The following is an 18,251-nucleotide window of genomic DNA, read 5'->3' on the forward strand; positions in this document are numbered from 1 at the left end:
AGGTGATAAAAATGAAGAAGATTTGGATTGCGGCACTGACTGGGTTTTTGCTGTTTAGTGGTTCAATGGCTGCTCAAGCTTCAGTGAGGATTCCGGCAGCTTACGTAGCCATTGGTGATTCACTAGCAGCGGGTCAAACACCTAAACGCCAAATAGATACAGGATATGCTGATTTAATTGCTCAAGAACTGATGCGTAATCAACCTGTTGCGTTTTACTCAAAAAACTTGGCGTTTCCAGGTTTCACTACCGAAGACGTTTTAGAGAGTATTCAAAGTGATGAAGCCAAAGAAGTATTGGCGTCAGCCAATATAATCACTATCTCGGCAGGGGCGAATGACTTACTGCGTCTCGTTCAAAATGATCCGAAACAAGGCTCGCTGACGTTTCAACAACGTCAAGTAGACTTTGCTCTCAATAAAGCACGAGAAAATATGGATTTGATTTTGGCTAAACTTAAAGAAAACTCACCAGATGCTACCGTTTATGTAATCGGTTATTATTTTGCTTATCCACACGTTCGTGATAACCAAAAAACAGGGACTGCTAAACAGTTAGATCTTTTGAATAAAATTCTTAAACAGTCAGCTGAAAAAGTAGGCGCTGTTTTTGTATCGGTAGATCAATCGTTTGGCACGGATGCTGTAGACAAAGTTCCCAATCCAGCAGATGTCCATCCCAACTTAAATGGGTATCAAGCAATGGCAAATGCATTTTTTAGTGAATATCAAGATGCGTGGACGATACAGGATAATGAATTGCCATCGCTAAATCCATTGTCTTTTGAAGAAATTATAGCAGCACAAGATCAAGAAGACCCAAAAAAACCAGAAGATGACAAGAAAGCTGAAGAAACAGCAGCTCGATCTTCTGATCAAAGCTTAAACGGTTATTTAGCATTGAGACAAGCCATCCCTATTAGCTGATGGAAATTTTCACAACAAAGAAACGTTCGAGCATCATTGATGCTCGAACGTTTTTATTTTAGCGCTTTTTTCCACGTGTCGTGGATTGTTGAGAAGGTGTTTGTTGATTCTTATCTTGTTTTCTATTTTTTAATACTTTGCGAATAATTGGGTACGCGATAGGTCCATATTTTATAGCAGATTTTAATATTCTTCCAATTTTCATTCAAATCTCTCCATTCTTATGTTTGTTGCTCTTTAGTTTCCCAAGTATACCAGAATCCAAACTTATTCTGTAGATTGTGCGTGAGCAAGCAAGATGTTTTTGTATGCGTGAACACTTGAAATCAATACATACTCAGCGTTACCATGCCAATCTTCTCCGCTTGGTCCAAATTCGATTGCACCTTCGCCACCTGTTACGGCTGCGTAATAACGTGTATCGGCAGCACCATGTTGGCCAAACAAAATCGCTTTTTCATCAGTTATTGTTAAAATCGCTTTTTGTAAGCTTTGAATATATGGGTTTTCTTTTGTTGTGGTCAGTGCAGGTGTAGATCCTGACGCTTTGTATTCCATATCGATGTCTAAATTTTTCGCTAGATCAACCAGCTGACGAACAATTTCTTCTTTGTCTTGTCCTGGCATAAAACGGATATCATACGACATTTCGCAAATTTCTGGAACGACGTTATAGCGATCTCCTGCTTTAATAATCGGTAAGTTTACAGAAGGTTGGTCGTAGTATTCCGTAGATTCTTTTCGGAAAGGCAAGTTGGTGATTGCTTGATGAAATGTCATCGCAGACTCTATCGCATTGATGCCTTCCCAAGGTCGACTGCCGTGAGCGGGTTGTCCTTTAAATGTCATATCCATTCGTAAAATACCTTTAGATTGCAAGCCAACTTTTAATCCCGTAGGCTCTCCGCAAATAACGAAATCACCGTGGAATCCTTGTTCGACTAGCCATTTTGAAGTGTTGCGTCCACCAATTTCTTCATCCGTTACAATATGTAATTGTACGTTACGAGTTAGTTTAGCACTGTTGAGCTTAACAAATGCTTGCATCATTGCTGCGACGCCTGCTTTCATATCAGCAGATCCTCGACCGTAAAGGCGTCCTTGTTGTTCAAAAGGAACAAACTGCTCTTCATGTCCTGGAACGACATCGACATGACCATTCCAAATAATCGTCTCGGTTCCTTGCCCTTTAACTGCTGTCAGCATTAAATACCCTTTGTTGTCGTGAACAGTGACATTTTCTCCTTTTTCTGTTAACCAATTGGCGCAATAGCGAAGCGCTTTATTGGCTCCTTCTTTTGTGTCACTTTGTATTTTGATTAGTTCTTTTAACAATTCAATCATGTCCGTGGCAAGCCTTGAGTTCTGCTTGCCTTCACCACCTTTCGACTGTCGTAGCTATTCTTTTCTTTACCCTATGAGTGTATCTTAAAACAGTCTTGCAATAAAGAAGAGGCTTGTGTACAATACAAGAGAAAGTCAAATAATTGTATACACCACAAGGGGAGCTTTAGCTGAGAGTGAACATTCGTTCTTACCCTTTGAACCTGTAAGTTAGTACTTGCGCAGGGATGTGGATAGAAACCGGCCCCTACAACGATGCCAGGCTCTGTCCTGATGTCGTTTTTTATATGGTTTTATTCACGGCCCTTCTGGTGATGTGCACTACACATAAGGAGGAAGTCATGAGAAACAAGAAAGTATTACTAATGACAGAAATTGCGATTTTTGCGGCTCTTGGATTTGTTTTGGATTTTATCTCATTCCGCATGCCTCAAGGTGGATCGGTTAGTTTTGTCATGATCCCAATTGTGTTAATTGCTTTTAGAAGAGGAGTTGGAGCAGGAGTTTTGACTGGGTTATTGGTTGGCTTGCTGCAAATTGTCTCTGGCTTTATCTCAGTGACACCTTTATCTTTCGGTTTTGTCATTTTACAGGTGCTCTTAGATTACTTATTGGCATACGGAGTGGTGGGATTAGCTGGTATTATGCGTGCAAAATATATAGAACATGCACAAGCTAAGCATACTGGAAAGATGCTTCTGACGATTGTGGCAGGTGTGCTGATTGCATCTGTCTTGCGCTATTTTGTCCATGTAGTAACGGGGATTTTGTTTTTTGGTATGTTTGCTGATGGAAATGTAGTCATTTATTCAATTATTTACAATGCTACTTACATGATACCGGTATTTCTGCTAGCTGCTTTTGTGTGCTCTGCGCTTTTTGCGGCAGCACCTAAACTAGTAGATGCCAAAGCTTAAAGTTGATGGAAAAACTGTAGACAACTCGAATTGCTCGAGTTTGTCCACAGTTTTTTTAAGTTGGTTAAAGAAACAACTCAGAAGCCTCTAATTTAATTTTATGGTATAATTCTTGAATAGAAAAGCTTGAAAGAAGGGTATTTAATGATAGCAACTACTGAAAAAGAAATTGAAATGTTAAAAAAAGCTGGACAAATGGTAGCTGAAATTCGTGAAGCGATGAAAGCTGCCACAAAAGTTGGCGTGACGACGAAAGAAATCGACGAGTTGGGCGGCAAATTATTTGAAGAGCTTGGTGGCGTTTCTGGACCAAAAGCAGAATATGATTTTCCAGGATATACATGCATCAGCGTTAATGAAGAAGTTGCTCATGGCATTCCAGGGAGTCGCTTAATAAAAGACGGAGATATTGTGAACATCGATGTTTCAGGGTCTTATAAAGGCTATTTTTCTGATACGGGCATTTCGTTTGTAGTAGGAGAAGGTCACACAGAAAAAGAAAAAATTTGTGAAGCTGCCGCTTCTGCATTTGATCGTGCGATGACAAAGGTCAAAGCCGGTGCAAAACTCAATCAAATTGGTAAAGCAGTAGAACGCGAAGCAAAAGAACAAGGGCTGTTTGTTATCAAAAATTTGACGGGGCACGGCATTGGGAAATCGCTTCATGAAGCGCCGCAGCACATCTTAAATTATTACGATGCATGGGAAACAACTATTCTTAAAGAAGGTATGGTGTTAGCCGTAGAACCCTTTATCTCTCAAAAATCTGAACACATTATCGAATCTGGTGATGGCTGGACATTTATCACACCAGATCAATCAGTAGTCGCGCAAATCGAACACACTGTGCTTGTAACAAAAGGAGAACCAATTCTTTTGACAAAACTAAATTAATAACAACTATGATGACGTCATTAAATAGGTTCGGGTAAAATTCTTGAACTTTTATAGTCAAATTTTAAAAAACTGCGAACACACTCGATTTTACGAGAGTGTTCGCAGTTTTTAAATAGCTGTTATTCTTTTTTTAATTAATAATATCCCCGTCAAGATCACACCACTTAAAAACAAAGAAGCTGTTGTGACTAGCATTTCGCTTGTTCCGTATTTAACAGCAATTCCGATAAATGCCCAAATAAAGACAAATGCAAATGGAATATCCATGTGATGAAACCGAATATGCAAAGCAAGTGCAGTCGCAACAGTCAACATAATTACGGTCCACAACTGATCGCTCAGTCCCCAGCCGCTCCAATTGTGATAGGTTAACACAAATGAAATATTAGCAATTGTCGCTACGCTAATCCATCCCATATTAAGTGAAATGGGTAAGCGTTCGGTAAAGGATCTTTCAGAATTTTGATATTGCAAATAAAGAGCAATCAATGCGGCTAAATAGCCAAGCATCGCGAGTATTGACCATGCAAAAAATTCATAATGCCATAGTAGTAGCCAAGTAATATTAAAAATACTACTTAACACAAAGTACCAAGCAATTTTAAATGAAGGAGTTTGCCCTTTTCTCAAGCGCACCCAAAAAGCAATAATCCAAACAGCCAATGCAAGATAGATGATAGACCAAATTGAAAATGTATAACCGGCTGGTGTAAATAAGACAGATAACCGATTGGACACTTCACCTGTGGTTTGACCATTTATTGGCAAAGTCGTTGCCAAAGTATTTATGACAATCACCGCGATAAAGGCGATTGTCATAAGTAAAATACGAATCATGCGTAATCCCCTCCCTTTCATTAGTATACCTGTACCAGTTTCAATCAACAAATACCGGTTTCTAAATACCACTCAAAAATGTCGATAAGGTGAATTGGTTTAGCATAAAAAGGAATTTTATTTCGAAGTCTGAATAAAAATGATATACTAAAGAAGTGTTTTTAGAAAATTTAGTTTACCAGGAGGAGAAATCATGACAGTTCACTATCCAGAAGTGTGGGACTTAGATTCGCTATTTCCAGGAGGCAGCGACTCTAGGAAATTACGTGTACATATGAATGAGTCTGTAACAAAGCTAGAAACGTTTGAAGAGCATGTCCAAAAATTTGAAGTACCAACTTCAAAAGAAGATGCGTCTAAAGTCTTTGAATTACTTGAAGAAATGAATCACATGATGCGTCACTTGAGTCAGTCGGGTGCATTTATCGGCTGTTTAATGGCACAAAATACACAAGATAAAAAGGCGGGTATTTTGGAAAGTGAAGCGGCTTCGTTATCAGCTCGTTTTCAAAACTCTTTTCAAAAAATCCAACAAGATTTATCAAAGACTGACGATACAGTTTGGGAAGAGCTACTAACCAAAGACCTTTTGCATAAATTCACATTTATTTTAAATGAATGGCGAGAGGAAGCAAAAATGCTGCTTTCTGAAAAAGAGGAAAGTTTGATTACAGCGTTAAGCATTGATGGTTATCATGGCTGGAGTCAACTATACGATATGCTAGTTGGAGAAATTAGCGTGACTGTGACCGTAGAAGGTGAGAAGAAAACTTTATCCGTTGGACAAGCAAACAATTTAAGTTCGCATAAAGATGCTACAGTTCGCAAAGAATCCTATGAGAAGTTAGAAGAGGCTTGGACAGAAAAAGAAGAATTTTTTGCAAAAACCTTGAATTCCATTGGTGGATTCCGTCTGGAAACGTACAAAAAACGTGGGTGGGGAAATCCGCTCCAAGAGCCTTTGCACATAAATCGCATGAAACAAGAAACGCTAGATGCGATGTGGGGAGCTATCAGTAAAAACAAACAACCGTTTGTTGATTATTTAAATCAAAAAGCGCAATTACTTGGCAAAGATGGACTCGATTGGTATGACGTCGATGCACCGGTAACAGAAAGTACGCAACAGTTTACGTATCAAGAAGGAGCCGAATTTATTTTGGAACAATTCGGTAAATTTGGTCCGGAACTAGCGCAATTTTCTAAACATGCATTTGAAAATGGATGGATTGAAGCAGAAGATCGCCCGAACAAAAGACCGGGTGGATTTTGCACAGGGCTGCCATTAAGTGAAGAATCTCGTATTTTCATGACGTATAGCGGATCTATGTCCAATGTTGCGACATTAGCACATGAACTAGGTCATGCCTTTCACTCATACGCCTTGCGTCCAGTCCATTCGTTAAACCGATCATATGCAATGAACGTTGCAGAAACGGCTTCAACATTTGCCGAAATGATTGTTGCAGATGCTGCAGTAAAAAATGCACAGTCTAAAGATGAGAAAATCGCTTTACTAGAAGATAAAGTGCAGCGCAGCGTAGCGTTCTTTATGAATATTCACTCACGTTTTCTTTTTGAAACACGATTTTATGAAGAACGAAAAAACGGTGTTGTTCCGGTAGCAAGATTAAATGAATTGATGGAAGAAGCACAAAATGAAGGATTTGCAGGTGGATTAGCTTCCACGCATCCTCATTTCTGGGCATCTAAGCTTCATTTTTATATTACGTACGTGCCTTTCTATAATTTCCCGTACACATTTGGATACTTATTCTCGTTGAGTGTTTATGCAAAAGCGTTAGAAGAAGGCAGTAGCTTTGAAGAAAAATACATGGCGTTGCTTCGTGATACAGCCATTATGTCTGCAGAAGACTTGGCAATGAAGCATTTGGGTGAAGATATTACACAGCAAGCATTCTGGGAAAAAGGAATTGCCTTGTGTGTCCAAGACGCCGAAGAATTTATATCACTGACATCTGAAGAGGCTTAACATGAATTTGCTTTTTGAAGGACAGACTTGTTACTTACGTAGTTTAGCGATTGAGGATGCAGAAGAAATGGTTCAATTGCTGGTACGAAACCGTGAGTATTGGTCTGTTTATGAACCAACTCATCGAGATAGCTATTTCACAGCAGCCGTTCAGCGAGAGAAAATCCGTGAATCTATTTATCAAGCACGAGAAAATCGAGAGTACAGCGTGGGTATTTTTGAACACGAAACTAATAAGCTAGTTGGCCATATTTCTGTATATGGCATAAAACGAATTCCTTTTTTAAGTGCTTTAATAGGCTATTCGATTGATGAAGCCTATATTGGTAAAGGAATTGCGACCGAAGCCGTGCAGCTGATGACGGTTTGCGTTTTTGAACAGCTCCGACTTCACCGTGTAGAAGCCTATGTGTCTCCTGAGAACGTTGGGTCTATCCGAGTGTTAGAGAAGACAGGATTTCGTCAAGAAGGCTTGCTGAAAGAGTTTCTTTATATTAATGGCGAATGGAAAGATCATTATTATTACGCTATGATTGAAGGAGAGTTTTGAAAAGGTAAGGCCACCTATAAAAAATGGTGGAAAGAGCTGCATCGCTGGTTTGAATCGTGAATAACAGGGAGGATGGTGCATCAAGGATGAATAGAGCTAACTTATTTTCTTATCATAAATGGGCGACATTGGCCTGCTTGGAACACGTCCAAGCCTTGGGAGAGAAATTATACAAGAAAAAAGGAGCCAATTCTTTTGCTTCGATTCAAGAAACGATAGAACATGTCTTAGGCGTGGAAAAACTATGGTTGCTCCGAATGTCTAGCGTGAAAAATCCGACATTTGAACATTTTGACTTGGAAACAACAGAAAAAGCAATAGAAGCTTTTAGGTTGCTGCATGCTGAAATGGAATTGTTTTTTGCTTCGTTATCTAACGTACAGTGGTCAGAAGCACTCAACTATCAAAACATGCGCGGAGATGAATTTTCTACGACAAGAGAAGAAATGTTGTTTACCTTTGTTAATCATGCAAGCTATCATAGAGGGCAAGTGACTTCTTTGCTTCGGCAATTTGGTAAGCAAGGAATTGCACTCGATTATATTTACTTTCAAAAACAAAACCGCTGAGAAGTTCTCAGCGGTTTTCGTTGCCATTAATGACAACGTCTAGTTTACCGGTAGTGGGATCAATCACTAATCCATGAACAGGAACAGAACTGTCGAGCAATGGATGGTGACGAACCATATTGACACTATGCGTAACGCTTTGTCTCACATCATCAAAACCACGAAGCCATCCTTCAAGGTCAACTCCAGAGTACTCCATCATTTCAATTGTCTTCTCATCTATTCCGCGCGCTACCATTTTTTTCAACATGTCACGGGGTTTAATCGCAGACATTCCGCAATCATGGTGTCCGATAATATAGATTTCATCAGCATTTAATTCGTATACAGCGACAATCAAGCTACGCATAATTCCACCAAACGGATGGTTTATAACAGCTCCAGCACTTTTGACAATTTTAACATCACCATTTTTAAAGTTCATTGCTTTTGGCAACATCTCAAAAAGCCGAGTATCCATACATGTTAAAATAACTACTTTCTTATCTGGGAACTTCGTGGTCATGTACTGTTCGTATCGCTTTTCTTTTACAAACTCTTCGTTGTACTCTAAAATTTGATCTATTAAAGCCATTATTGTTTCCTCCTCATCGATTGGTGACTTTTTAAGTTTAATCCAAATATCTGAAAAATACGAACGGATTTTTTCAGATATTAAAAAATTAGTAAAAAAGTCTTCTTTTCTTCTTCACTTTTAACAATAGCATGTTCCTTACAAAAAAAGACGATAACAAAAGGCTGAAAGTAAACCTATAGACGGTCTATCTTCAGCCTTCACTATTAACGTGACATTTTTTCTAGTTGTTTAATCATCGTTAATGATAATCCCGTCCCAATAGCGACAGATTCTAACGGTTGCGGAGCTATATGGATGGGTACGGAAATTTCCTTAGACAGCCATTCTTGCATTCCTTTTAACAACGCGCCGCCTCCTGAAATAACCAAGCCTTGGTCAACCATGTCACCTGACAGTTCAGCTGGACAATTTTCTAAAGTTGCACGAATGCATTCCAAAATAGCATACAGTGATTCTTTTAACGCTTCTTGAACTTCAAGTGAACTCAAATTGATGGTTTTAGGTAGACCCGTCATTATGTCACGACCCCGAATTTCCATATGCTCAGCTTCATGAGGAACTGGTGCATATCCAATTTCCTTTTTGATGTTCTCCGCAGTACGATCGCCAATCAAAACATTATACTGCTTTCTAACAAAGTGAATGATTGCTTCATCCATACGATCTCCTGCCACTTTAACCGTATTTGAGGAAACAACACCACCAAAAGAAATAATACCAACTTCTGTAGTCCCGCCACCAATATCGACAATGACGCTCGCTACGGGTTCACTAATGGGCAAGCCCGCACCGATCGCGGCTGCAACAGTTTCTTCAATCAAATGAACCGTTTTTGCGCCACCATATTTTACGGCATCATGTATTTCACGGCGCTCTACGGCAGTCGCACCAGAAGGAGTACAAACCATGACGCTTGGTTTACGAAAAGCGCTTCCCAGTTCCTTTGCAGCGCGTTCCATAATGAGTTTAAGCAAACTTCTAGTTACATCAAAATCTGCGATAACACCGTCTCGTAAAGGTCGAATAACCAGAATAGAATCTGGCGCTTTACCAAGCATGGCTTTTGCTTCTGTGCCGATAGCTAAAACAGTCCGTGTTTTTGCATCTACAGCAACGACAGAAGGTTCATTTATAATAATCCCTTTTTCTTTTGTATAAACTAGTATATTTGCAGTACCTAAATCAATTCCAATAGCTGTTGCAGAAAACATGCCCAAATTCCTCCTATAAATAAAACAATAATTAGTAGAGATTTTACCATTGTTAAAGAATATGCGAAAGAGTCGAAGGAACTTAATGTAATGAAAAAATAAAGAGCTGATTTTGAAAATAGATAGCCATAAAAAGATAAAAACCGACTCTACTAAAAGAGTCGGTTTTTATCGCTTAGTATTTTTTTTCGGGAATGGGATCTACATGCTCTGCGTCGTGTGAGTCAAGTCCTTTTCCAAGAAAGTGAAGAAGCACGAAGAAAAACAAGAAAATTACGACTACGAAACCAAGAACTACGGTAATGCCATAAACCATAATGATAACTCCTCTCTACCTGTAATTATCAATATTAAGTATACATGATTTGGGAGGAAAAAATAAGTGTCGAATTATCGAGACTTAAAATGCCCAGTTGCCACCACGGAAAATGGGTTCACGAGTGCCATCTGCTAATATGCCATCAATATCCATTTCAGGTGAGCCTACCATAAAGTCCACGTGTGTAATACTTTGATTTAAGCCATGATCAAGTAAATCTTCCGAAGACATTGATTTTCCGCCTTCGATACAAAACGCGTAAGCACTTCCAATAGCAAAATGGTTTGACGCATTTTCATCAAACAATGTATTGTAAAATAAAATATTTGAATCAGAAATTGGTGATTGATGAGGGACCAATGCAACTTCGCCTAAGAAATGTGAGCCTTCATCTGTTGCAACAAGCTGTTTTAAAACATCTTCACCTTGAGCAGCTGTTACGTCAACAATTTTTCCATTCTCAAATGTTACTTTGAAATCATCGATAATATTTCCACCATAGCTTAACGGTTTAGTACTTGATACATAACCGTTTACACCTGTTTTATGTGGCACAGTAAAAACTTCTTCTGTTGGCATGTTCGCCATAAAAGCATCGCCTTTTTCGTTAAGTGATCCGGCTCCACACCAAAGATGACCTTTTGGTAGTGCTACTTCTAAGTCTGTTTTAGGCGATGTATAGTGAAGTTTTGCGTATTTTTTGTCATTCAAGTAATCTACTTTCGTATGAAGCAAACGATCATGCTCTGCCCATGCTTGAATCGGCTGATCTAAATCTGCGCGAACCGCTTTGAAAATCGCATCCCAAAGTGTATCGACTTGTTGTTCTTTTGCTACGTCTGGAAAGACTTTAGCAGCCCACTTTTCAGAAGGTGCTGCGACAACAGTCCAACTGATTTTATCAGATTGAACATATTGACGGTATTTACTTAACGCTTGCCCTGTTGCTTTTTGTGAAGCAGCAATGCGTTTCGAATCAATTCCTGCGAGTAAATCAGGACTTTGTGACACGACACTAATAAATGCAGCACCTTGCTCTGCAAGTTGTTCACGTTCTTGAACTTTCCACGCGGGATACTGCGAGAACGAATCTTCAGGAGCAAGTTCAAAACGTAGACGTGAAATCGTGTCATCTGCCCAATCTACATGGACTTGTTGAGCCCCTGTTTCGTAAGCTTTTTTTGTAAGTAAACGAACAAAAGGTGCAGAATCAATAGCAGCAGCAATATAAAGTTGCTGACCTGGTTGAATATTTACGCCCACTCTTATAGTCAGTTCAGCATAGCGAGCTAATTTTTCGTCAAAAGATGTCAAATAAATCTCTCCTCTCATCTTATTCTATAGTAGCAATTTTCATTCACTACCTGCAATCATTTATATCGAAATACGAAATAATCTTTTTCTTGCATTTTTCATTATAAAAGTTTATAATTTAAACAAGTGTTTGAAATGGAGGTGTTACGATGAATCCGAAAGAAGTCGAAGTGCTGGAACTGATTCGCCAGAATCCTTATTTGTCTCAGCAGGAAATGGCTGAACGCTTAGACATGTCCAGACCTTCGCTTGCAAACTTTATCTCTAATTTAATGAAGCAAGGAAAAATTTTAGGTCGTGCTTATGTATTGCCAGAAGAAAAAACAATTATATGTATCGGTGGAGCAAACGTTGACCGAAAGTTTCTTATGGAGCATACAGCACAAATGGGGACTTCGAATCCTGCCTCAGTTTCAGGGAGTGTAGGTGGAGTAGCTAGAAATGTTGCGGAGAACTTAGGTCGGTTAGGTCATTCAGTCAAACTGTTATCCATTGTTGGAAATGATTCTGAATGGGGATTGATTAAATCAGCTTCTAGCTCATATATGTCTACTGAACTGACAAAAGTAGTTGAAGGTAGTTCAACAGGAACATATACAGCGATTCTAGAGCCAAATGGTGAAATGCTATTAGCGATGGCTGATATGAAAATCTACGATGCGTTGACAGCGACGTATGTTGCTAAAAACGATAGTGCCTTGTTGTCTGCAGCTTTTCTTGTCATCGATTTAAATTGTCCAGCTGAAACGGTAGAATATGTGCGACAGTTGGCGCTTGCTAATGAAATTCCATTAGCGGTTATCCCTGTTTCTGCTCCAAAAATGAATCGTTTGAGAGAAGACTTAACAGGGATTAGTTGGCTAATTTTAAATCAAGATGAAGCAAGCAAGTACTTGCAGCTGGATATTGCATCAACTGAAGATTGCTATCAGGCAGTTGAACAGTTCTTGAATCGTGGAGCACGAACAGTAGTTATAACAGGTGGAAAAACTGGTGCTGTGGCTGGGGATTCTACTGGAATTTATCATTATAAATCGATTCAAGTTGACCATGTGATAGATGTCACAGGAGCAGGAGATGCTTTTTCCAGTGCAATTGTTCATAGTGTATTGGACAATCGAGAGCTCAAAGCCACTATTCGATCAGGGATGGTCAATGCCGCAAAAACTTTAGAAAGCAATTTGACCGTTCGTCATGAACTGACAGCGGTACAACTACAAAAAGAACTGGAGGAATTACAATGAACGCAATGATTTCTTATTCAACTGAAGTACAACAAGCAATAGAGGGCAAAAAACCCATCGTCGCACTTGAGTCTACAATCATCTCACACGGAATGCCTTATCCGCAGAACGTAGAAACAGCGCGTATTGTCGAACAAATTATTCGCGATAACGGTGCGGTTCCTGCAACAATCGCCATTATGGACGGCAAAATAAAAATTGGTTTGTCTGAAGAAGAACTGGAGTTACTCGGAAACACACCAGGTGTTTCTAAAGTATCTAGAAGAGATATTGGCCAAGTGATTGCAACGAAAAAAATTGGAGCAACTACTGTAGCGGCAACAATGATTTGTGCTGAACTTGCAGGTATTCGTGTTTTCGCTACTGGTGGAATTGGCGGAGTGCATAGAGGTGCAGAAACAACTATGGATATTTCAGCAGACTTAGAAGAACTATCAAATACAGGAGTTGCAGTCGTGTGTGCCGGTGCGAAATCGATTTTGGATATTGGATTAACATTGGAGTATCTTGAGACAAAAGGTGTGCCGGTTATTGGATATCAAACAGATGTAATGCCAGCATTTTATACACGTTCAAGTAGCTTCGATTTAACTTTCCGCACAGATAGTGCAGAAGAATTAGCTAAAGTTCTTAAAGCAAAATGGGATTTAGGCATTGATGGCGGAGCAGTGATTGCTAACCCAATTCCTGCACAACACGCCTTAGAAGAATCGTTCATCAATGACATTATTGCTCAAGCGATGACTGAAGCAAAAGAAAATAACATTTCAGGTAAAGAAGTAACACCTTTTCTTTTAGGAAAAGTAAAAGAATTGACTAAAGGATCGAGTTTAGTTGCTAACATCGAGTTAGTTAAACACAACGCAAAAGTCGGAGCAGAACTTGCTGTTGCATACAACAAGCTTTAAGCATTACCTTTTGAAAAGAAGTCCGTTTGTGGGCTTCTTTTTTTGTTGAAAAAAATTAAGAGTTTTCAGTTGCTTTCATTTTGGGTAAAGAGAAAAGAGGGGATGAGATATATGAAGGCTGATGTATTTATTGGTGGCGGCGGAATTGGCGGATTGACGCTTGCCTTAAAATTGGTACGGCGCGGAATCGTCGTTGTTCTCGCCGAACGAATGGCTATGAAAGCTCCTACATATAAAGGAGAGCTCTTACAACCAAAAAGTATGCAAATTTTTGATAAACTTGGACTATATGAAAAAATACGTAGTCATTCAAATGAAATTAACGTATTAGACATGCTTGAGCTTTCAAGTTCCCTTCAAGTAAAAGACCGGGCGTTCATGGATTATAGCGTACTGCCAGGAAAGTACAACGCTGCTTATATGATGCATCATGAAGAGTTAAAGTCAGTTATTTTAAATACAGCATGCGAGTTTGAGAATTTTCATTACTTGATAGGTACCGTTTGTAAAGGATATGGAGAAAATACAGCATTACTTCAAAAAGGCACAGAGAAATTTGAAGTAGAAGCTAAGTTTTTCTTTGGAGCGGAAGGTCGTTCTTCTGTAACGCGTAAAGCAATAGAAATTGAAGTAAAACAAACTACGTATAATCACCACTTTTTAACGGTTACTTTTCCACGAGCTGAAGATTTTACAGATGGCAAAATTATTTCTACATATAACCGCTTTCTAGGACTTTTCCCATTACCAGATAACCAAGTCCGTAGTGTATATTTAATACCACCAGGAGATTACAAGCAATTAAAAGAAAAGCCAATTAGTCACTTTCACAAACTTTATACAGATTTGGCTCCTGCTGTAGATGGATACGTTCAGCAACTTACGGATTGGAAAAAAATTCAACTGATGATTCCAGTTATGTATCACGCAAATTCATACGTTAAAAGCAATAAAGCAATCATCGGTGACGCCTGCCACGCAGTTCACCCCATGGCAGGAGAAGGCATGAACATGGCTATTCAAGATGCAGATATTTTGGGGGAATTGACAGCGGATATGTTTGAGCAAGACAAAAAGGATTCCACTAATTTAACTTGGTATGAGCGTGTTCGTTACAAACGAGCAGACCATGTCATACAGTTGAGTCACCTAGCAGCTTTAGCCTATTCGTTTCCATTTAAACCGGTGAGCTATTTACGTCAACGAACATTCGATCGCTTGGAAGAAGATCGCATTCTTCATTTTAAACAAATGTTGAATGTTTCAGGACTAGGCATGTGGAAAGAAAATGTGCACGATCGATTTATTCAAGGCGGGATTATGCCAGTACGTATGAAGGATTTAACAAAAGACACAAAAAAATTAAAGTATTATACATCGGATGAAGATTATCCATGGAAAACGGAGGGACTCAAATGATAGATGTGATGAAGATGTTTAAAGCAAGAATGTACATGAAACGAAACGAGCCTTTTTTATATAGCTGGCACGCATATGTCGGATATGAATTAGACTTGTTTAAAGCTTTCGATCGGCCGATGACAAAATTTGACGTGTCAGACGCATTGCAACTTGATGAAGATCTTTTAAAACAGTGGGTAAGCATTGGTGTGTCGATTGGTCATTTGAAAGAAATGGGAAGAGAGCGTTACAAAACATGGAATGCCTGGAAGTTACCAAAACCAAAAGGCAACAATTCCTCAGGTGTGTTACTGAAAGAAATGATGGAGTTGCATATTCCGACACTTTTAAGCTATCCAGACATGATGCGCAATCAAGAACGTCTTCATTACGATGAAGAAAAACATGCACCGACAGTAGCAGAAACAAGTCGTTTGTTAGAAGTATTAGCCTTGCCTAAAATAACTAGACGTCTAAAAGAAACCCACGCGAATACGGTAGTGGATATTGGTTGCGGTGAAGGTGGATATATTAAGAAACTAGCAGAACGTTTTCCAAATACACATTTCACTGGGATTGAAATTAGTCCTTCTGTAACAAAAATCGCAAAAGTCTTAACAAAAGACAATAAAAACATTTTAATTGAAAATGCAGATCTTTGGCAGTACAAACCTGATGAGCCACTAGACATGGTCATGATGAACAACGTCATTCACTACATCGACCTTGAAAAACGCCAAGAGCTTTTTAATGAATTGGCTAGCTGGATTAAAGAAGAAGGAATGATGTCCATCATTACACCGATAGCAGGAGATAGTGACAGTCCGCCTTTCGCAAATGTCTTTAATAGCTTCTTCTCGTCATTCGATAACTTATACCGATTACCTGAACGTGAAGAATTAGCCAAGTGGGGAGAACAAGCAGGACTCGAATTGCTTAATATCCAAACTGTCATAAAAGAAGGCGGCTGGTACGTCGTGCATTATAAAAAGAAAAGCTGAGGAAGCCGTTAAGGTTCGACAGGCATAAGTCAGACTGGCGAAGCGGTATGTTTTCAGCCGCACAGCCGGGATGACTTATGATCCGAGAACCTGGCTTCTAAAGCTAGACAAAGAAAAGCTGAGGAAGCCGTTAAGGTTCGACAGGCATAAGACAGACTGGCGAAGCGGTATGTTTTCAGCCGCACAGCCGGGATGACTTATGATCCGAGAACCTGGCTTCTAAAGCTAGACAAAGAAAAGCTGAGGAAGCCGTTAAGGTTCGACAGGCATAAGATAGACTGGCGAAGCGGTATGTTTTCAGCCGCACAGCCGGGATGACTTATGATCCGAGAACCTGGCTTCTAAAGCTAGACAAAGAAAAGCGGAAGAAGCCGTTAAGGTTCGACAGGCATAAGACAGACTGGCGAAGCGGTATGTTTTCAGCCGCACAGCCGGGATGACTTATGATCCGAGAACCTGGCTTCTGAAGCTAGACAAAGAAAAGCTGAGGAAGCCGTTAAGGTTCGACAGGCATCAAGTAAATAACACCAAAAACCCCCTGAAGAGATAATCTTCAGGGGTTTTTGGTGTTATTTACGTAGCGAACCAAGTTCAGTTGCAATAGCCTGCATTTCACTTGTACTAAATTTGTCGCGAGTTGCAACCACTTCGTACAGTTCATGCAAATCCTCATATTGAGAAGCATTAAAGTGTTCAGCTTTCATCGCATCCACATTGACCATGCGCAATTTTGCTTTTATTTCTTCAATCATAAAGCTAACATTTTCTGGAGATGGTATTGATAAGTCCATGATAAGTTCCTACCTTTCAAGTGAATATGCTTTATCATTTCACTATTCAAATGCAATGTCAATTGCCAGAGCGTTCTGCGTCTTTTTCTTCTTTGATTTTGGCAATAATGCGCTTGGTCTCGAACACTATGACACCCGATAAACCAAGAAGACCGATTAAGTTCGGGAACGCCATTAAACCATTCATCACATCTGAGAATGTCCACACTACATCAAGAGAAACCGTTGCCCCAACAAAGACCATTGCAACAAAAGCAATGCGGTACACAACTAACAATGCTGGGTTTTTGAATAAATACTGGAAACATTTTTCGCCGTAATAAGACCAGCCGATAATGGTAGAAGAAGCAAAGAAAATCAAGCCGACAGCGACAATTATTGGGCCTGCGCCACCTAAAAATTGTTCAAATGCAGCAGTTGTTAAGGCAGCTCCTTCAAGAGACTTGTCTGTGTAGAGACCGGACATAACAATCGTCACACCTGTAATCGAACAAATAATAATGGTGTCGAATAGTACTTGTGTCATAGAAACCAAAGCTTGACGTCCAGGTAAATCGGTAATTGCTGCAGCAGCTGCAATGGGAGCCGATCCAAGTCCCGCTTCGTTAGAAAAGACGCCTCGCGCGACACCGTATCGAATAGCAGCACCAATAGCACCGCCGACAGCTGCTTCACCTGTAAACGCAGCACTAAAGATTGTGCCAAACGCCGCTGGGATCAATTCCATATTGAGAATCATAATAATAATGCCTGCAATGATATAGAATAATGCCATGAATGGAACAAAGAATGAAGTAACGCGGCCAATGCTCTTGATTCCACCGAGCAACACAAGCGCAGTGAAAATGGTTAAAATGATTCCAGTAATCCAAGTGGGTACACTAAATGTATCGCGAACAACAGAAGCGACTGAATTTGATTGCGTCCCGTTTCCGATACCAAAAGCTGCTACCGCACCAAAGACAGCAAATAATACAGCTAACCATTTTTGTTTTAACCCGTGTTCCAAGTAATACATTGGTCCGCCAGCCATTTGACCTCTAGCGTCAACGACACGGTATTTAACTGCTAGAATAGCTTCACCGTATTTCGTAGCCATACCGAAAAATGCTGAAAACCACATCCAAAAGACAGCCCCTGGACCGCCGAGTATGACCGCTGTTGCAACACCAACTATGTTACCGGTACCCACTGTTGCAGCCATTGCAGTAGAAAGTGCTTGGAAATGACTGATATCACCTTGAGATGTTGTGTCTTTGTTTTTAGTGAAAACTAACTTTAGGGCGTAAGGCAATAACCGAACTTGAAGAACACCGATACGAACTGTTAAGAAAATCCCTGTACCTACTAATAAAATTAATAAAGGCGGTCCCCATATGTAATCGCTTATCGTTCCTAATAATTTTTCAAACTGTGCCATCAGTTTTCCCCCTTTTTATTATTTTTCTGATA

The 18,251-nt window shown here is 39.7% G+C and carries 19 protein-coding genes and 1 riboswitch; of the genes, 10 read left to right on the forward strand and 9 right to left on the reverse strand.

The window, feature by feature from the left end:
• The first annotated feature begins 11 nt into the window (after nucleotides 1-11).
• The gene (locus I858_RS04565) at nucleotides 12-926 is read left to right on the forward strand and encodes an SGNH/GDSL hydrolase family protein (RefSeq protein ID WP_049695076.1); all 915 of its coding nucleotides are present in this window, start codon (nucleotides 12-14) and stop codon (nucleotides 924-926) included.
• Nucleotides 927-984: 58 nt separating this feature from the next.
• Here the strand turns inward: I858_RS04565 and I858_RS17185 are convergent, their stop codons facing one another.
• A complete protein-coding gene (locus tag I858_RS17185; RefSeq protein ID WP_204249444.1) occupies nucleotides 985-1,131 on the reverse strand; it encodes a hypothetical protein in 147 nt (48 codons plus the stop codon).
• Between the two features lie 62 nt (nucleotides 1,132-1,193).
• Nucleotides 1,194-2,270 (reverse strand): M20 family metallopeptidase, encoded by a 1,077-nt coding sequence (locus I858_RS04570; RefSeq protein ID WP_049695075.1) that lies wholly within the window; start codon nucleotides 2,268-2,270, stop codon nucleotides 1,194-1,196.
• A 147-nt stretch (nucleotides 2,271-2,417) separates the two neighbouring features.
• Nucleotides 2,418-2,515, forward strand: a riboswitch (TPP riboswitch).
• A gap of 96 nt (nucleotides 2,516-2,611) precedes the next feature.
• On the opposite strand from I858_RS04570, the gene thiT reads away from it, so the two are divergent.
• Together thiT and map are read left to right on the forward strand one after the other, a co-directional pair.
• The gene (gene thiT / locus I858_RS04575) at nucleotides 2,612-3,187 is read left to right on the forward strand and encodes an energy-coupled thiamine transporter ThiT (RefSeq protein WP_049695074.1); all 576 of its coding nucleotides are present in this window, start codon (nucleotides 2,612-2,614) and stop codon (nucleotides 3,185-3,187) included.
• Nucleotides 3,188-3,331: 144 nt separating this feature from the next.
• Nucleotides 3,332-4,081: a type I methionyl aminopeptidase gene (gene map / locus I858_RS04580; RefSeq protein ID WP_049695073.1), complete on the forward strand. Its 750-nt coding sequence runs from the start codon at nucleotides 3,332-3,334 to the stop codon at nucleotides 4,079-4,081.
• A gap of 111 nt (nucleotides 4,082-4,192) precedes the next feature.
• Here the strand turns inward: map and I858_RS04585 are convergent, their stop codons facing one another.
• Nucleotides 4,193-4,921: a hypothetical protein gene (locus tag I858_RS04585; RefSeq protein ID WP_049695072.1), complete on the reverse strand. Its 729-nt coding sequence runs from the start codon at nucleotides 4,919-4,921 to the stop codon at nucleotides 4,193-4,195.
• Between the two features lie 193 nt (nucleotides 4,922-5,114).
• On the opposite strand from I858_RS04585, the gene I858_RS04590 reads away from it, so the two are divergent.
• From I858_RS04590 to I858_RS04600, 3 genes are all read left to right on the forward strand, one after another.
• The gene (locus tag I858_RS04590; RefSeq protein WP_083553658.1) at nucleotides 5,115-6,914 is read left to right on the forward strand and encodes a M3 family oligoendopeptidase; all 1,800 of its coding nucleotides are present in this window, start codon (nucleotides 5,115-5,117) and stop codon (nucleotides 6,912-6,914) included.
• A gap of 1 nt (nucleotide 6,915) precedes the next feature.
• Nucleotides 6,916-7,464: a GNAT family N-acetyltransferase gene (locus tag I858_RS04595; protein ID WP_049695070.1), complete on the forward strand. Its 549-nt coding sequence runs from the start codon at nucleotides 6,916-6,918 to the stop codon at nucleotides 7,462-7,464.
• An 86-nt stretch (nucleotides 7,465-7,550) separates the two neighbouring features.
• Nucleotides 7,551-8,033 (forward strand): DinB family protein, encoded by a 483-nt coding sequence (locus I858_RS04600; RefSeq protein WP_049695069.1) that lies wholly within the window; start codon nucleotides 7,551-7,553, stop codon nucleotides 8,031-8,033.
• 7 nt (nucleotides 8,034-8,040) lie between these two features.
• Here the strand turns inward: I858_RS04600 and I858_RS04605 are convergent, their stop codons facing one another.
• The 4 genes from I858_RS04605 to I858_RS04615 form a co-directional block, all read right to left on the reverse strand.
• The gene (locus tag I858_RS04605) at nucleotides 8,041-8,607 is read right to left on the reverse strand and encodes a beta-class carbonic anhydrase (RefSeq protein WP_049695068.1); all 567 of its coding nucleotides are present in this window, start codon (nucleotides 8,605-8,607) and stop codon (nucleotides 8,041-8,043) included.
• A 206-nt stretch (nucleotides 8,608-8,813) separates the two neighbouring features.
• A complete protein-coding gene (gene mreBH / locus I858_RS04610) occupies nucleotides 8,814-9,821 on the reverse strand; it encodes a rod-share determining protein MreBH (RefSeq protein WP_049695067.1) in 1,008 nt (335 codons plus the stop codon).
• Between the two features lie 175 nt (nucleotides 9,822-9,996).
• The gene (locus tag I858_RS17190) at nucleotides 9,997-10,137 is read right to left on the reverse strand and encodes a hypothetical protein (RefSeq protein ID WP_204249445.1); all 141 of its coding nucleotides are present in this window, start codon (nucleotides 10,135-10,137) and stop codon (nucleotides 9,997-9,999) included.
• Nucleotides 10,138-10,221: 84 nt separating this feature from the next.
• Nucleotides 10,222-11,454: an aminopeptidase gene (locus I858_RS04615; protein WP_049695066.1), complete on the reverse strand. Its 1,233-nt coding sequence runs from the start codon at nucleotides 11,452-11,454 to the stop codon at nucleotides 10,222-10,224.
• A 149-nt stretch (nucleotides 11,455-11,603) separates the two neighbouring features.
• On the opposite strand from I858_RS04615, the gene I858_RS04620 reads away from it, so the two are divergent.
• From I858_RS04620 to I858_RS04635, 4 genes are all read left to right on the forward strand, one after another.
• The gene (locus I858_RS04620; RefSeq protein ID WP_049695065.1) at nucleotides 11,604-12,698 is read left to right on the forward strand and encodes a carbohydrate kinase; all 1,095 of its coding nucleotides are present in this window, start codon (nucleotides 11,604-11,606) and stop codon (nucleotides 12,696-12,698) included.
• On the forward strand, nucleotides 12,695-13,606 hold the full coding sequence (locus I858_RS04625) for a pseudouridine-5'-phosphate glycosidase (RefSeq protein WP_049695064.1): 912 nt from the start codon (nucleotides 12,695-12,697) through the stop codon (nucleotides 13,604-13,606). Before I858_RS04620 ends, I858_RS04625 begins: the two co-directional genes overlap by 4 nt.
• Before the next feature lie 111 nt (nucleotides 13,607-13,717).
• Nucleotides 13,718-15,025: an FAD-dependent oxidoreductase gene (locus I858_RS04630; RefSeq protein WP_049695063.1), complete on the forward strand. Its 1,308-nt coding sequence runs from the start codon at nucleotides 13,718-13,720 to the stop codon at nucleotides 15,023-15,025.
• The gene (locus I858_RS04635) at nucleotides 15,022-16,008 is read left to right on the forward strand and encodes a class I SAM-dependent methyltransferase (RefSeq protein ID WP_049695062.1); all 987 of its coding nucleotides are present in this window, start codon (nucleotides 15,022-15,024) and stop codon (nucleotides 16,006-16,008) included. The genes I858_RS04630 and I858_RS04635 overlap by 4 nt, the downstream gene beginning before the upstream one ends.
• A gap of 569 nt (nucleotides 16,009-16,577) precedes the next feature.
• Here the strand turns inward: I858_RS04635 and I858_RS04640 are convergent.
• Entirely contained in the window at nucleotides 16,578-16,799 is a 222-nt protein-coding gene (locus I858_RS04640; protein ID WP_049694508.1) for a DUF1128 domain-containing protein, read from the reverse strand.
• Between the two features lie 58 nt (nucleotides 16,800-16,857).
• Complete coding sequence (locus I858_RS04645) at nucleotides 16,858-18,219, reverse strand: alanine/glycine:cation symporter family protein (RefSeq protein WP_049694507.1); 1,362 nt, start codon at nucleotides 18,217-18,219, stop codon at nucleotides 16,858-16,860.
• Nucleotides 18,220-18,251: the final 32 nt, after the last annotated feature.

It is taken from the genome of Planococcus versutus, assembly GCF_001186155.3.
Classification (GTDB): domain Bacteria; phylum Bacillota; class Bacilli; order Bacillales_A; family Planococcaceae; genus Planococcus; species Planococcus versutus.

Coding starts and splice junctions, on each gene's coding strand:
- I858_RS04565 (WP_049695076.1), top strand. CDS start 12: ATGAAGAAGATTTGGATTGCGGCACTGACTGGGTTTTTGCTGTTTAGT.
- I858_RS17185 (WP_204249444.1), bottom strand. CDS start 1,131: ATGAAAATTGGAAGAATATTAAAATCTGCTATAAAATATGGACCTATC.
- I858_RS04570 (WP_049695075.1), bottom strand. CDS start 2,270: ATGATTGAATTGTTAAAAGAACTAATCAAAATACAAAGTGACACAAAA.
- thiT (WP_049695074.1), top strand. CDS start 2,612: ATGAGAAACAAGAAAGTATTACTAATGACAGAAATTGCGATTTTTGCG.
- map (WP_049695073.1), top strand. CDS start 3,332: ATGATAGCAACTACTGAAAAAGAAATTGAAATGTTAAAAAAAGCTGGA.
- I858_RS04585 (WP_049695072.1), bottom strand. CDS start 4,921: ATGATTCGTATTTTACTTATGACAATCGCCTTTATCGCGGTGATTGTC.
- I858_RS04590 (WP_083553658.1), top strand. CDS start 5,115: ATGACAGTTCACTATCCAGAAGTGTGGGACTTAGATTCGCTATTTCCA.
- I858_RS04595 (WP_049695070.1), top strand. CDS start 6,916: ATGAATTTGCTTTTTGAAGGACAGACTTGTTACTTACGTAGTTTAGCG.
- I858_RS04600 (WP_049695069.1), top strand. CDS start 7,551: ATGAATAGAGCTAACTTATTTTCTTATCATAAATGGGCGACATTGGCC.
- I858_RS04605 (WP_049695068.1), bottom strand. CDS start 8,607: ATGGCTTTAATAGATCAAATTTTAGAGTACAACGAAGAGTTTGTAAAA.
- mreBH (WP_049695067.1), bottom strand. CDS start 9,821: ATGTTTTCTGCAACAGCTATTGGAATTGATTTAGGTACTGCAAATATA.
- I858_RS17190 (WP_204249445.1), bottom strand. CDS start 10,137: ATGGTTTATGGCATTACCGTAGTTCTTGGTTTCGTAGTCGTAATTTTC.
- I858_RS04620 (WP_049695065.1), top strand. CDS start 11,604: ATGAATCCGAAAGAAGTCGAAGTGCTGGAACTGATTCGCCAGAATCCT.
- I858_RS04625 (WP_049695064.1), top strand. CDS start 12,695: ATGAACGCAATGATTTCTTATTCAACTGAAGTACAACAAGCAATAGAG.
- I858_RS04630 (WP_049695063.1), top strand. CDS start 13,718: ATGAAGGCTGATGTATTTATTGGTGGCGGCGGAATTGGCGGATTGACG.
- I858_RS04635 (WP_049695062.1), top strand. CDS start 15,022: ATGATAGATGTGATGAAGATGTTTAAAGCAAGAATGTACATGAAACGA.
- I858_RS04640 (WP_049694508.1), bottom strand. CDS start 16,799: ATGGACTTATCAATACCATCTCCAGAAAATGTTAGCTTTATGATTGAA.
- I858_RS04645 (WP_049694507.1), bottom strand. CDS start 18,219: ATGGCACAGTTTGAAAAATTATTAGGAACGATAAGCGATTACATATGG.